The 14,092-nt window shown below is 61.3% G+C and carries 9 protein-coding genes and 1 pseudogene; 5 read left to right on the top strand and 5 right to left on the bottom strand.

Translation table 11 applies throughout. The features are described from left to right. Positions 1–6 precede the first annotated feature (6 nt). Complete coding sequence (locus IVB50_RS00525) at positions 7–1,053, top strand: hypothetical protein (RefSeq protein ID WP_247293594.1); 1,047 nt, start codon at positions 7–9, stop codon at positions 1,051–1,053. Positions 1,054–1,656: 603 nt separating this feature from the next. Here the strand turns inward: IVB50_RS00525 and IVB50_RS00520 are convergent. The 4 genes from IVB50_RS00520 to IVB50_RS00505 all read right to left on the bottom strand — a co-directional run bounded on the left by IVB50_RS00520 (position 1,657) and on the right by IVB50_RS00505 (position 6,226). After that, positions 1,657–3,753 (bottom strand): 3-hydroxyacyl-CoA dehydrogenase NAD-binding domain-containing protein, encoded by a 2,097-nt coding sequence (locus IVB50_RS00520; protein WP_247293592.1) that lies wholly within the window; start codon positions 3,751–3,753, stop codon positions 1,657–1,659. Positions 3,754–3,829: 76 nt separating this feature from the next. Continuing rightward, positions 3,830–3,967, bottom strand: coding sequence for a hypothetical protein (locus IVB50_RS00515; protein WP_247293590.1), 138 nt, complete (start codon positions 3,965–3,967; stop codon positions 3,830–3,832). Positions 3,968–4,605: 638 nt separating this feature from the next. Beyond that, positions 4,606–5,835, bottom strand: a complete 1,230-nt coding sequence (locus IVB50_RS00510) for a CaiB/BaiF CoA-transferase family protein (protein WP_247293588.1) — start codon at positions 5,833–5,835, stop codon at positions 4,606–4,608. A 163-nt stretch (positions 5,836–5,998) separates the two neighbouring features. Beyond that, positions 5,999–6,226: a hypothetical protein gene (locus tag IVB50_RS00505; protein WP_247293586.1), complete on the bottom strand. Its 228-nt coding sequence runs from the start codon at positions 6,224–6,226 to the stop codon at positions 5,999–6,001. Positions 6,227–7,232: 1,006 nt separating this feature from the next. Between IVB50_RS00505 and IVB50_RS00500 the strand changes: the two genes are divergently transcribed. Next, positions 7,233–8,405, top strand: coding sequence for a thiolase family protein (locus IVB50_RS00500; protein WP_247293584.1), 1,173 nt, complete (start codon positions 7,233–7,235; stop codon positions 8,403–8,405). 277 nt (positions 8,406–8,682) lie between these two features. Here IVB50_RS00500 and IVB50_RS00495 read toward each other — a convergent pair. Beyond that, positions 8,683–10,752 (bottom strand): annotated as a pseudogene (locus IVB50_RS00495) (3-hydroxyacyl-CoA dehydrogenase NAD-binding domain-containing protein). Positions 10,753–11,942: 1,190 nt separating this feature from the next. Between IVB50_RS00495 and istA the strand changes: the two are divergent. Genes istA through IVB50_RS00480 form a run of 3 tightly spaced genes read left to right on the top strand, consistent with a single transcriptional unit; the run spans position 11,943 to position 13,930 of the window. Further along, on the top strand, positions 11,943–12,845 hold the full coding sequence (gene istA / locus IVB50_RS00490; RefSeq protein WP_247293582.1) for an IS21 family transposase: 903 nt from the start codon (positions 11,943–11,945) through the stop codon (positions 12,843–12,845). After that, a complete protein-coding gene (locus IVB50_RS00485; protein WP_247293580.1) occupies positions 12,772–13,443 on the top strand; it encodes a hypothetical protein in 672 nt (223 codons plus the stop codon). Before istA ends, IVB50_RS00485 begins: the two co-directional genes overlap by 74 nt. Next, the gene (locus IVB50_RS00480; RefSeq protein ID WP_247293578.1) at positions 13,433–13,930 is read left to right on the top strand and encodes an ATP-binding protein; all 498 of its coding nucleotides are present in this window, start codon (positions 13,433–13,435) and stop codon (positions 13,928–13,930) included. The genes IVB50_RS00485 and IVB50_RS00480 overlap by 11 nt, the downstream gene beginning before the upstream one ends. Positions 13,931–14,092: the final 162 nt, after the last annotated feature.

Below are 14,092 nucleotides of genomic sequence, written 5' to 3'. Positions count from 1 at the left end.
CTACCAATGTCGAAGCTCGACAGACTTGCCCTAAAAGGACAGGCGCAAACGGTGCTGGGGATCGTCGACCCTGCCGCCCTTGGACCCACTTTGATGCACGAGCACGTCATCTGCGATATCACGCCGCCGAAATTTGTCGCGGCCGGCATCGAAGACGTCGAGATCGATCTCTGCAATTGTTGGCAAATCAACTACGGGCAAAAGCGATCCGGCCTCAAAACCAAGCTCAATCAGCAAGATATTGCAGCAAACGAAATCCGCGAGATGGTTGCGGCAGGCGGACGGACAATTGTCGAGCTCACCTCGGGCGGTTTGAAACCGGATCCGCGCGGACTGGCGGATATCTCCCGGGCCAGCGGAGCTCACATTGTGATGGGTTGCGGTCATTATGTTCACGACTTCCAGGACCAGCGGAATCACGCGCGAGGGGTTGAGGATTTCGCGTCTGAGATGATCTCGCAGGTTCTGGAAGGAGCGTGGGGAACTGACGTGCGCGCCGGAATCATCGGCGAGATCGGTTGTCAATTGCCGTGGACGAACCTTGAGCGGCGCGTGATGCAGGGCGCGATCCTTGCGCAGCGGGAAACCGGTGCTACGATCAATGTGCACCCTGGTCGTCATGAAGACCAGCCACAAGAGGTCGCGGAATTCTTCTTGAAGCAGGGCGCTCCCATGGATCGCATGGTGATGAGCCACATTGACCGGACGATCTTCGACGAGGATCGATTGCTGCGCCTTGCCGATACGGGCTGCGTCATCGAGTTCGACCTATTTGGCATGGAGCAGTCCTACTACAGTCACGCGGATATCGACATGCCGAACGATGCTGTACGTCTGCGCCTGATGCGGGCACTGATCAAGCGCGGGCATCTCGAACAGATCGTTATCAGTCACGACATCTGCCACCGCACGCGTCTAACGCGTTTCGGCGGGCACGGCTATCAACACATTTTCGCCAATGTGATCCCGATGATGCGTCGCCGCGGCTACAGCGAGGCGGAGATCGACACGATCATCGTCCGGACACCGAAGCGGCTTTTGACCTTCGTCTGATCTATTCTCGGGCCTCGGGCCTCGTCTCCGCAGTTCCGGAATGAGCGGTAGCATCCGAGCGCGTTCGCTGGCGCAATCGGTCGATGTAGACTAGAGCGGCCTGCGGGATCTGCAGGGGCTTCCCCTCCGGGCAAATTGTGCCGAGCGCCGGTCATAGAGACCAACCTCGTTAACTAACTCCCTTCCCCGGACCGTTGCCCTTTCATTGTTGGGCCCGTGAAAGATGAGAGCACGGGGTGTCGCAGCGGTCCGGCGTGGCGCCTCAACAGCGGTCGAAATGATCAATGAGTGGCGAAGTCCGCCATGCGCCTGCGAACCGGGAACGTAGAACGACAGCCTACGTCGGCGCGCTCAGGGCGACTGGCATGACTTGCGCCGATGGCTACCGCGTTTACGTCGTACTCCATATTCCGACTGACTAGCGACTGGGGCCCGAAGGTGACCGAAAATGATGAAATCGGTCTCGATGGGACCGCTGTGCTGTCGGTGATCGCGCGATCAGCAATCGGGGCCGGTTTCTGCCTTGGGGATGTTATTAGAGCCTCAATATTCTCGCTTCGCCTCCCTGACGTGTCCCGCTAGACATTGATGGAAAATGCATCATCACGCTGCTTTCGACTCGCCAGCCAGCGAGGCGAACGTCTTGTCCTCCGCCGCGAGCTTCTCAAGCAGCAGTGCCGGCTCGAGATTTGGGTCGTTGGTCTCCTTGGCGTAGACGGCGAGGCGATCAGCGATGTGCTTGAGGCCGACGGTATCGGCCCAGTACATTGGCCCGCCGCGGTAGATCGGCCAGCCATAACCGTAGAGCCAGACCACGTCGATGTCGGACGGGCGGGCCGCGATGCCCTCTTCGAGGATCTTCGCGCCCTCGTTGATCATGGGGTACATCATGCGCTCGAGGATCTCGTCATCCCTGACGATTCGCTTCTTGCGGCCGAGACGCAGCAACGTCTCCTCGATCAGCTTCTCGACTTCAGGATCAGGCAGCGGCGCGCGCGAGCCGGCTTCATATTTGTAGTAGCCCTTGCCGGTCTTCTGGCCGAAGCGGCCGGCTTCGCACAGCGCGTCCGCGATCTCCGACCTGACGCCTCGATCCTTACGCGAGCGCCAGCTGACGTCGAGGCCGGCGAGGTCGCTCATCGCGAAAGGCCCCATGGGCATGCCAAATTGTGTCACAACAGCGTCGATCTGCTGCGGCAGGGCGCCTTCGAACAGGAGTTTCTCGGCCTGCTTGCTGCGCTGGGCCAGCATGCGGTTACCCACAAAACCGTGGCAGACGCCGACCACAGCCGGCACCTTCGAGATCTTGCGCGCGATGGACACGGCCGTGACGAGTGCGTCCGGCGCGGTCTTGTCCGCGCGCACGATCTCGCACAGCTTCATCACGTTCGCTGGTGAGAAGAAGTGCATGCCGAGCACGTCCTGCGGACGCTTGGTCGACTTCGCGATCTCATCGATGTTCAGAAGGGAAGTGTTGGAAGCGAGCACCGCGCCAAGCTTGGCATATTGATCGAGCTTGCCGAAAACCTCCTTCTTCACCGCCATGGTCTCGAACACGGCCTCGATGACGAGGTCGGCATCGCCGACATTCTCGATGCCAACGACACCGTTGATCAGCGCCATGCGCTTGGCGGGCGCATCCATCGGAATGCCGCCGCGAGCGGCAGTCGCCTCCCAGTTCTTCTGCATGACGCCGAGGCCGCGCTTGAGCTGCTCCTCGCCGGTCTCGATCAGGGTGACGGGAATGCCGGCGTTCGCAAAAGACATCGCTATGCCGCCGCCCATGGTGCCGGCACCGAGAATGGCGACACGGTTCACGGGCCGCGGCTTGGTGCCTTCAGGCACGCCCGCGATCTTGTTAGCCTCGCGCTCGGCGAAAAAGGCGTAGCGCTGCGCCTTGGACTGGTCGCTGGCGACGAGCTCGAGGAAGCCCTCGCGCTCCTTCTTCAGACCTTGGTCGAACGGGAGGTCGATGGCATAGCCTACGGCGTCAGCGGCGGCGAACGGCGCTTCCAGGCCGAGCGCCTTCTTGGTCATGGCAGCAACCGCATTGGTGAAGATCGAGCGGTCGGCCTTGGCCGCCGCGATCTTGGAATCGTCGTCGCGCAGGCGGCGCAGCGGGCGCTTCTCGGCCAGCAATTTGCGGACGAAGGCTTCACCGCCGGAGGCCGGGCCTTCGACGATCTCGTCGATCAAGCCGGCCTTGAGCGCTTCAGCCGCGCCGATGGGATCCCCACCGACGATCATCTTGACCGCGAGCTCGGCACCGACTGCGCGCGGCAGACGCTGGGTGCCGCCAGCGCCCGGCAGCAGGCCGAGCTTCACCTCGGGCAGGCCAAGCTTGGCTTCCTTGACCGCGACGCGGAAATGACAGGCGAGCGCGACCTCGAGGCCGCCTCCGAGCGCGGTGCCGTGGATCGCGGCGACGACGGGCTTAGGTGAATTCTCGATATCGGCGAGCACGTCGTTGACAGCGGGCGGCTTCCGCGGCTTGCCGAATTCGGTGATGTCGGCGCCGGCGATGAAGGTGCGGCCGGCGCAGGTCAGCACGATGCCCTTGATCGCGGGATCGGCGATCGCGGCCTTGACGCACTCCAGGATACCGCCGCGGACCGCGGCACTCAGCGCATTGACCGGAGGGCTATTGACCGTGACGATCCCGACTTCGTCATGACGCTCCAGCTTGACCACTTCACTCACGCTGCACTCCTGGGTTAAGCATCAGAAATTTACTGGGTAGCGAACCAGTCTGTTAGCTAATTTGCTGAGTCGCCCTTCACAGCATCACCGATCGAAGCAACTTCGTCTCCCAGATCCAGCAGAATAGCGGGGTAGCGATATCGATTAATGCAATGGTTCGCAGGATCACGCATAAATGCTGCGCAATCGGCTTTACGAAGCTGACTTTGATCATCAGACCATCCGTGCTGGTCGCCCCGCTCAATGCCGCCTGCGTCCGTTCTAACAAGAGCCCCCCCTCTCTCTCAAGGCGGACGCGACAGCCTATCCAATTCTGGAATACTCGCCCATTATCTAACCCTCGTTGCAGGATAGTCATACTGGCACGTAGACATTCACCAGCGCTGAGCGCCAGCGATAAGGATCGCTCGGGCGAATCCGTGATTACGGATCACGCTGTTGATCACTGGAGCTAAAGGATACCCAATGGCGATAGCAGATTCTCAGCTCTTGCAAGATCGAGATACTTTTGCTTCGTTAGCATGGTAAAGGCGTCGCGCAGAACAACAATCATTCCGCAGCGCAGCTGCGGCCGCGTCCAATCGCATTGCCTGCTCCCACTGGGCGAGTAAGCTTGCCCAACTCGCGCTACTGTCGACATGGGCGCGAGTCGGCATTGTATCGTCGTGATGCGGCGAATGCTGCCGAAGACAACCCCGCCAACCGCGCGAAGCCGATAGACGCAGTCGTCACTTTCCCGAGCGCGGTGTGCCTTGTTTAGCTCCGGACGCACCACAGACAGCTCGACTGCAAGCTGATCCGCTCGAATCGCAGCGACTTCAATATTCCTCACGATCACGAGATCATTTCAGGCTAAATTGCCCCGATCTGCTTCAGCTGTGCGATTTTTTTCTCATCATAGGCAAGCTTGTTGGCCAATACCTCTTGCGTATGCTCGCCGAGCAGTGGCGGGGCACGGTACTCGGTGATCGGTGTTTCCGAGAAGGTCAATGCGTTGCGGATCAAGGACAACTCAGGTGCGAACTTGTGCTTGACGGTCACCCGCATGCCCCGCTCGGCTACGTGCGGATCGGCGAACACCTGGTCAAAATCATTGACCGGCCCGCAGGGCACGCCGGCCTTCTCAAACTTGTCCAACCAATGCGCGACGGTGTTGTTTAGTAGAAGATCGGCAAAGATCGCCATGATTTCGTTGCCGTTGGCGACTCGATCGTTGTTCTTGACGAATTTCGGGTTGGTAGCGAGTTCGGGTGCCTCAAGAGCGGCGCAGGCGCGGGCGAACTGACCGTCGTTGCCGACCACCAGCATCAGCTCACCGTCTGCGCAGCGAAACACGCCCAGAGGCAGGCTACCATTTCCCCAGGTGCCGCGCCGGGGCGGGCTCTTCCCGTTAACGAGGTAGATCTGAAGATAGTGGCTGAGTGAGGCGATCACGGTGTCGAGCAGGCAGACGTCGATGTGCTGCCCTGCTCCGTTATTGACCTTGCGGTGATAGAGGGCCGAAAGGATACCGATCGAGGTATTCATGCCGGTCATATAGTCGACGATGGACGGACCGACCTTCATAGGCCCCGCGCCTGGTTCACCATCCATATGGCCGGTGACGCTCATCAAGCCACCCATAGCCTGGAAAATCGCGTCATACCCCGCCCGCGGCGCGTAGGGACCGGTCTGGCCGAAGCCGGTCACCGAGCAGTAGACGATGCCTGGATTGATCGTCTTGATCGACTCGTAATCGAGGCCGTAGCGCTTGAGGTCTCCCACCTTGTAGTTTTCCATGAAGACGTCGACGTCCTTGGCAAGCTGACGGATGATCTCCTGCCCTTCGGGTATTGCGATGTTGACCGTAACCGATTTTTTGTTGCGGTTCGCGCAGAGGTAGAAGGAATTGTTGCCGTTCTCCCTTCCCTCAGGATCAGTCAGATAAGGCGGCCCGAAGGCGCGCGCCTCGTCGCCGGCACCGGGCCGTTCAATCTTGATCACCTCGGCACCGAGATCGCCCAGCATCTGGCCCGACAAAGGCCCGGCCAGCACGCGCGTAAGATCAAGGATCTTGATGCCAGAAAGCGGCATGATCGACATTGAGTTTTCTCCTATTGACTATTCTCAAGGGTGAACACGCCCGCGTACTTGGCGCTCGCGACAGCAAACGTTTTCGAGTTCGATAGCCGCATCGCTCTGACTGCGCGGTTCGCGGAGGGGCTCTTCCGTGAAGGTTGGTTATACATGAGCATATTGCAGTGGGTTAGGCGCTCTTGCTCGCAAGATTGCGCAATACCACGGGTGCATCCACTGCGACACCATGTTCGGCAGTGAGTAGAAATGGATTGACGTCGGTCGAGCCGATACGGCCACGAGCATCGGCGATCACATTGGAGAGTCCAGCCAGCACCTTGATCACCGATCGTTCGGTCGGGCGCCCGGACTGCCTGTAGGCTTGCGCCTGCGTGGACACTGGATTCACGTGAAGCATTATTCAGTCCTAGCTCTGACTAAAGAACAGAAGACACACCAAGCTCAGCAGCAAGAAGCTGGCAATCATTCTCACGAGAAACAGATCTTGCCTGTCACCAGCCGCCATTAGAGCAAGAGCTGCATCAACAACCCAACTTCAACAACTCGAGCGGCCGCCAGAGTGATCGGCGGCAATCTGGGCTACTCGACCTGCTGCCTCTAAGCGGCACGAGAGTCCAGCTGCATTGCGCTCTTGCATCCTCGTATACTTAGCCACCTCGTTGAGCCGAAGTTCTTCAATGTAGAGGATTGAATAGCCGGAATTCTTCACACGGTCGAACGACCGTGAAGGTTTTTTCCGTGAGTGGAGACTACCGGGCTAGCGGCGCTGCCTGAAACGTCGATGGCGCGCTTACCACCGGTTCTCGCCGCCAGTGAATGGGCCGCAGCATCGGACTATCTCGCGCGCTGGCCAAACAACTTTCGTTGCGGGTTTCAACGAAGCCAGAAGAGCAGTGGACTCGCGGTCTGACTCTCGTTCGAGCGGCATTGGCCCGCAACGACCGCATGGATGGACCGCAGCCCGCAGCGGACGATCGTGCACCGCTCGCCGTCGTGAATTCTGCGAAGCATCTTCGCAAACTACTTTATATTCCTTCGATCAACGCATTATTTCTCAAACGGACACCGTTTTTTTGGAGAAATTCTGCCCGAACCGGCGCTAAGCTGCCTCTATGAAATCGCAAGCTGAACCATCTCTCGACATCCTGCTCCTCAAACGAGGGGTGCAGCCTTTACGTCCCAATCCGACGCCGCTCGCCGACTCCCTGACGAATCCGGCTACGTTCAAATTGCCCGTCATCTCCGAGATGGCCTGGGTTGAATGTCGTACGGGGCTACGCGTCTCTTGAGAGGCGTGTGTGTGGCATCGAAGACGGCAAATTCTGACATGACGAGCTAAAGCATCCTGCGCCCGCGGTTGACATTGCCGCGATCGAGAGCGTCCGAAAGAAAGAAGAAGACAAATGCGTGAAGCCGTAATCGTATCCTACGCGCGCACCGGGTTGGCGAAGTCAGGTCGTGGCGGGTTCAATATCACCGCGCCGGTGAGCCTTGCGGCCCACGCGATCAAGCATGCCGTCGAGCGCGCCGGTGTCGAGAAGGATTATGTCGAGGACTGTTATCTCGGCAATTCCGCCCACGGTGCGCGGAACATCGGCCGCCAGGCCGCCCTGCTCGCGGGCCTGCCAAAGACGACCGGCGGCGTATCCGTGAACCGCTTCTGCTCCTCCGGCTTGCAGGCCATCGCGATGGCCGCCAACTCGATCCGTTCGGACGGTGCCGATTGCATCGTTGCCGGGGGGGTCGAGAGCATTTCTATTCCCGGCGGTCCTCTGCCCCAGGAAGTAGTCGATCCAGAGCTCCTGAAGGTCGCCCCCGACATATTCATGGCGATGATCGACACCGCTGATATCGTCGCCGAGCGCTACAAGCTCAGCCGCGAATATCAGGACGAATACTCGCTGGAATCGCAGCGCCGCATGGCCGCTGCGCAGCAGGCCGGCAAGTTCAAGGACGAGATCGTCCCGATGAAGAGCAAGATGAAGGTCGTCGACAAGCAGACCAAGGTCGAGACCATCGTCGACTACATCGTCGATCGCGATGAATGCAATCGCCCCGACACCACTATGGAAGGCCTTGCCAAGCTCGAACCGGTGAAGGGCCCGGGCAAGTTCGTCACCGCCGGCAATGCCAGCCAGCTCTCGGATGGCGCCGCCGCGGTGGTGCTGATGGAGGCCAAGGACGCCGAGAAGCGCGGTCTCAAGCCGCTCGGCCGATTCGTCGCCTGGGCCACCGCGGGTTGCGAGCCGGACGAGATGGGCACCGGCCCGGTGTTTGCGATCCCGAAGCTCTTGAAGCGTACAGGCCTCAAGATCGACGATATCGATCTGTGGGAGCTCAACGAGGCCTTCGCCAGCCAGTGCCTGTATTGTCGCGACAAGCTCGGCATCGACCCCGCCAAGTACAACGTCAACGGCGGCTCGATCGCGATCGGCCATCCCTTCGGCATGACCGGCGCCCGTCTCACCGGCCACCTGCTGCAGGAAGGCGCCCGCCGCAAGGCCAAGTGGGGCGTCGTGACCATGTGCATCGGCGGCGGTCAGGGGGGCGCCGGACTGTTCGAGATCTATAGCTGAGGGGAACCTCCACCATTGTGTGGTTATGGGCGAACGGCCTTCAGCGAGCTCCAGCCTGTTTACGTCGTACTCCACACTCCCCTGAGTAGTGGCTATGGTTCGCAGGTGACCGAAAAGGATGAAATCGGTCTCAGTTGCGATCGGTGTGCTCTCGGGGCTCGTGCAACAAGGCAATTTGGGGCGCGCGAGTTTTGCCTTGGGGATGTAGCCAAAGCATCAATATTCTCGCTTGGCCGCCTTGGTGTGTCCGGCTAAGTCATTGATAACAAATGCTTGATCACGCTTTTGACGCTGCCACGAGCGAGGCGAACGTCTTGCCTTCGTCGGCGAGCTTCTTCAGCAGCTGTGCCGGCTCGAGGTTCGGCTCGTCGGTCTCCTTCGCGTAGAAGGCCAAGCGATCGGCGATACGCTTGAGGCCGACGCTGTCGGCCCAGAACATCGGACCGCCGCGGTAGATCGGCCAGCCGTAGCCGTAGAGCCAGACCACATCGATGTCGGAGGGACGCGCCGCGATGCCCTCTTCGAGGATCTTGGCGCCCTCGTTGATCATCGGATACATCATGCGCTCGAGGATCTCGTCGTCGCTGACAACGCGCTTCTTGCGCCCGAGGCGGAGCAGTGTCTCGTCGATCAGCTTCTCGACCTCGGGATCCGGCAGCGGCGCGCGCGAGCCGGCTTCATACTTGTAGTAGCCCGTGCCCGTCTTCTGGCCGAAGCGGCCCGCCTCGCACAGCGCATCCGCGATCTCCGACCTGACGCCGCGGTCCTTGCGCGAGCGCCAGCTGACGTCGAGGCCGGCGAGGTCGCTCATCGCGAACGGCCCCATCGGCATGCCGAATTTTGTCACGACAGCGTCGATCTGCTGCGGCAGCGCGCCTTCGAACAGGAGCTTCTCGGCCTGCTTGCTGCGCTGGGCCAGCATGCGGTTGCCCACAAAACCGTGGCAGACGCCGACGACAGCCGGCACTTTCGCGATCTTGCGCGCGATGAACACGGCCCTGACCAGAGCGTCCCCTCGGTCTTGCCCGCGCGCACGATCACGCACAGCTTCATCACGTTGGCCGGTGAGAAGAAGTGCATGCCGAGCACGTCCTGCGGCCGCTTGGTCGACTTCGCGATCTCGTCGATGTTCAGAAGGGAGGTGTTGGAAGCGAGCACCGCGCCGGGCTTGGCATATTGATCGAGCTTGCCGAACACCTCCTTCTTTATCGCCATGGTCTCGAAGACGGCCTCGATCACGAGGTCGGCCTCGCCGACATTCTCGATCCCCACGACGCCGTTGATCAGCGCCATGCGCTTGGCCGGTGCATCCGCCGGGATGCCGCCGCGCGCGGCGGTTGCTTCCCAGTTCTTCTGCATGATGCCCATGCCGAGCTTGAGCTGCTCCTCGCCGGTCTCGATCAGGGTGACGGGAACGCCCGCGTTTGCAAACGACATGCAATGCCGCCGCCCATGGTGCCGGCGCCGAGAATGGCAACACGGCTAACCGGGCGCGGCTTGGTGCCTTCGGGGACGCCCGCGATCTTGTTGGCCTCGCGCTCGGCGAAGAAGGCGTAGCGCTGGGCCTTGGACTGGTCGCCGGCGACGAGCTTGAGGAATCCCTCGCGCTCCTTCCGAATGGCAGGCCGATCGCCGCACCGACCGCATCGGCCGCCGCGAATGGCGCTTCCAGGTCGCGCGACTTCCTGGTCATGGCCGCGACCGCATTGGTGAAGATCGAGCGGTCGGCCTTGGCGGCCGCGATCTTGCTGTCGTCATCGCGCAGCCGGCGCAGCGGGCGCTTCTCGGCGCCGAGCTTGCGGGCGAAGGCCTCGCCGCCGGCGGCCGGTCCCTCGACGATCTCCTCGATCAGCCCGGCCTTGAGCGCTTCTGAAGCTCCAATGGGATCGCCGCCGACGATCATCTTGAACCGCGAGCTCCGGCCCCACCGCGCGCGGCAGGCGCTGGGTGCCGCCGCTACCGGGCAGCAAACCAAGCTTAACTTCCGGCAGGCCCAAGCTTGGCGTCCTTGGTCGCGACGCGGAAATGACAGGCCAACGCAACTTTGAGACCACCGCCGAGCGCGGTGCCGTGAATGGCGGCAACGATCGGCTTCGGCGAGTTCTCGATCTCGGAGAGCACGTCGCTGGCTCCGGGTGGCTTCGGCGGCTTGCCGAACTCGGTGATGTCGGCGCCAGCAATGAAGGTGCGGCGGGCGCAGGTCAGAACGATGGCCTTGATCGCGGGATCGGCGACCGCTTCCTTGATGCATTCCAGAATACCGCCGCGCTGAGCGCATTGACCGGAGGACTGTTGACCATGAGCACACCGACTCGTCATGACGCTCGAGCTTAACCACCTCACTCACGCTGCACTCCTTTGTTGAACATCAAAATCAGCCGAGTAGCTGACCAGTCTTTCTGGCAAAGAAACCTCGGTTGCGACGCTCCGGATCCACCGCAATGGTGCTTTTGCTCGATCGTCTTTGACAGCAACACCAATTGAAGCAAATTCAGTTCGGAGATCCAGTAGAATAACAGAATATCAATATCGATTCATGCAATGGCTCCAAGGTTCACGCATAAAATCTACGGCACCCGGCTTTATTGAGCCGACCTAATCATCAGACCGTCAATTCTCCATACTGGTCAACCACTCAACTCGGGCTGCATCCGTCTGACAAAAGCTGCTCGTAGCTCTCTCGCGCACAGCGCACCGCGGGTGTCGTTGACTGTCGAAAACCGCGCAAAAATGACGACAAGGTATGACGGCAGTAGAGCGAAGGCTCCGCACGCGCGCTTTCCAATTGCGCCGTAGCGGGCGGACGCCTTCGCGGCGACGACCAGCGTCTAAGTTGAGGAATAAAGACGCGGGGCACGTCTTCGGGCGCCCTCAGGCTCCTTTCGACGTACCCCGCTTTGCGCCTGCCTTATGGTAGAGCTGCGGGTAATCAGCGCCGCAGAAACAAAGCCGGCGTAAGACCGATCTCAACTGGCAAGTGGGGCTCGATGTCACGCCCCACGGACGGTGCGCAGCCTGCACTATCGCACTGTCAGCGCATTCCGTCGACCTTTTCCACCAACCTCCGGCGGCGCTCCGAAAGGACCGCCGCGGATGCTCACGGGGCGCTTCTTTCTGTGCGGCCGCTGCCGTTCGCAGGTAACGATCTACCGCAACTGCGACAGGGACAACGCTATTGCGGCCATGACTGCGCCCGTGCTGCCCGCCGCGAGAGCCTGCGCGAGGCGGGACGGCGTTATCAGCGCAGCCGCCGCGGACGCCTGGCGCATGCGACCCGGGCCCGACGATACCGGGCGCGGCACAACAACGTGACGCATCACTCTCCACCCGCATGCCATGTCGGTTCACTACTGCGCCGGCCTGCGGACGATGTCGTTGTTGCACCTACTGACGTCGGCGAGCGAGCGACGACATCGATCATGCCCATGCCGAGTTGTCGGTTCTGCCGCTGTCGGTTGTCGCTGTTCCTTCGTACCGGCTTCGTGCGTCGCCGGGGGCCTCGTCATGCTCACCCCTATGGAGGCCGAGACCCGACCGATGACCGTTACCCCTGAATTGGAAGCGCAGATTCTGCGTCTGTATCACGTCGAGAAATGGCGCTGCGGCACCATTGCGAAGCAGTTGCACGTTCATCACACGACCGTGCATCGCGTCCTGACCCAGGCCGGACTGCCCAGGAATAGGCCGATATTGCGCCCCACGAAGATCGAGCCCTATCTGCCGATCGTCCTGAAGACGCTGGAGCAGTTCCCCGCACTCACGGCCAGCCGCCTGTATGCGATGATGCGTGAGCGCGGCTACCGCGGGTCGCCCAGCTACTTCCGGCACCTGATCGCTCTGCACCGTCCACGCAAGCCAGCCGAGGCGTTCCTGCGGCTCCGCACGTTGCCGTCTGAACAAGGGCAGGTGGATTGGGGGCACTTCGGTCACATCGAGATCGGTCGCGCCCGCCGTCCGCTGATGGCGTTCGTCATGGTGCTGTCGTACTCGCGCGACATCTACTTGCGCTTCTTCCTCGATGCGCGCGTGGAAAACTTCCTGCGCGGCCACATCGGCGCGTTCAACACATGGTGTGGGCTGCCCAGGGTCCTGCTCTACGACAATCTTAAGAGCGCGGTGCTCGAGCGCCAGGGCGATGCGATCCGATTCCATCCCACGCTGCTTGCCTTCGCCGGCCATTATCGGTTCGAGCCGCGTCCTGTCGCGGTTGCCCGGGGCAACGAAAAAGGCCGTGTCGAGCGCGCTACATATCCGGGAGGCATTCTTCATCGCCCGCAAGTTCACCGATCTCGACGACCTGAATGCCCAGGCCGAACAATGGTGCCGATCCGAAGCGGCGGACCGACCATGTCCGGAGGATCGCGAGATGACAGTACGCCAGGCGTTCGCAAAGGAGCAACCACTGCTTCTGCCGCTGCCCGCCAACCCGTATCCCGTTGAGGAGCAGGTCGCCGTGAAGGTCGGCAAAACGCCCTATGTGCGGTTCGACCTGAACGACTACACGGTTCCCCATCCCCATGTTCGGCGCATGCTGAGCGTGCGGGCCGATCTCAGCCAGGTCCGGATCTTCGACGGCGCGCAGATGATCGCCAGTCACCGTCGCAGCTATGATCGTGGCCAAGAGATCGAAGACCGACGACACCTGAAGGATCTCGTTGAGATCGAGCGTGAGGCGCGCCAGCATCGCGGCCTCAACAGCCTCACCCGGGCCGTGCCGATCTGTCAGACCCTGATGATCAGGGCCGCCGAACGTGGCGCCAACATCGGTGCGCTCACGACCGCGCTGCTGCGGCTGCTTGATCGCTACGGCGCAACGGAATTGCAGGCTGCGGTCGAGGACGCTTTGCGTGCGGGCTCCGTCAATGCGGCGACGGTCCGCGCCGCACTCGAACGTCGGCGCCTGGAGCGTGGTGAACCGCCCCCTGTCGAAACCAGCCTGCCCAAACATGTGCGGCGCAAGGATACAACGGTCCGGCCGCACCGCCTCGACAGCTACGACCAACTGGCTCCTTCTGGAGATAACGACGATGAGCACTGATGATGCCCTGCTGAACCGTGCCAAGGCGCTGCGCCTCAACGGCCTGGTCGAACATTGGGACGAAATCGCCGGCGCCCCATGGCTGGCCCCCATGCTGCAATGGGAGGAGGAGGAACGTGCCCGGCGCTCGCTGCAGCGACGCCTGCGCGACGCCAGGATCGGCCACTTCAAACCGATGGCCGATTACGACTGGCTCTGGCCCAGGCGCCTCGACCGCGCCGCAGTGGAGCAATTGATGTCGCTGTCCTTCATGAACGACGCAACCAACATCGTCTTCGTCGGACCAAACGGCGTCGGAAAGTCGACCCTCGCGCAGAATATCGCCTACCAGGCGCTCATCGCCGGTCACTCGGTCTTGTTCCGATCGGCCAGCGAAATGCTCGGCGAGCTTGCCGCCCTCGACAGCGATACTGCTTTGCGCCCGTCCGGCGTCATTCGACGATCGGATACCTCAGCCCGGTTGAGTTCGAGCGCAAGGTCGGATTAGCTTAACCGGGTGTCCATCAAACCGGCAGCAGCTCAGTGCCCAAAGGCGCTGGTGAAGGAGGTCCGCGAACGATCGACCACTTACGCGTGCCAACCGGGTAAGGACGTCTGTGTTTGGGGTCTTGTGAGACGAGTATTCTTCTGATTGACGCTCCGCGAACGC

This window comes from Bradyrhizobium sp. 87 (genome assembly GCF_023073015.1).
Classification (GTDB): domain Bacteria; phylum Pseudomonadota; class Alphaproteobacteria; order Rhizobiales; family Xanthobacteraceae; genus Bradyrhizobium; species Bradyrhizobium canariense_D.
The sequence above is the reverse complement of the archived record's forward strand: the minus strand, read 5'-3'. Positions and strand labels throughout refer to the sequence as shown.

Coding starts and splice junctions, on each gene's coding strand:
- IVB50_RS00525 (WP_247293594.1), top strand. CDS start 7: ATGTCGAAGCTCGACAGACTTGCCCTAAAAGGACAGGCGCAAACGGTG.
- IVB50_RS00515 (WP_247293590.1), bottom strand. CDS start 3,967: ATGATCAAAGTCAGCTTCGTAAAGCCGATTGCGCAGCATTTATGCGTG.
- IVB50_RS00510 (WP_247293588.1), bottom strand. CDS start 5,835: ATGTCGATCATGCCGCTTTCTGGCATCAAGATCCTTGATCTTACGCGC.
- IVB50_RS00505 (WP_247293586.1), bottom strand. CDS start 6,226: ATGCTTCACGTGAATCCAGTGTCCACGCAGGCGCAAGCCTACAGGCAG.
- IVB50_RS00500 (WP_247293584.1), top strand. CDS start 7,233: ATGCGTGAAGCCGTAATCGTATCCTACGCGCGCACCGGGTTGGCGAAG.
- istA (WP_247293582.1), top strand. CDS start 11,943: ATGACCGTTACCCCTGAATTGGAAGCGCAGATTCTGCGTCTGTATCAC.
- IVB50_RS00485 (WP_247293580.1), top strand. CDS start 12,772: ATGACAGTACGCCAGGCGTTCGCAAAGGAGCAACCACTGCTTCTGCCG.
- IVB50_RS00480 (WP_247293578.1), top strand. CDS start 13,433: ATGAGCACTGATGATGCCCTGCTGAACCGTGCCAAGGCGCTGCGCCTC.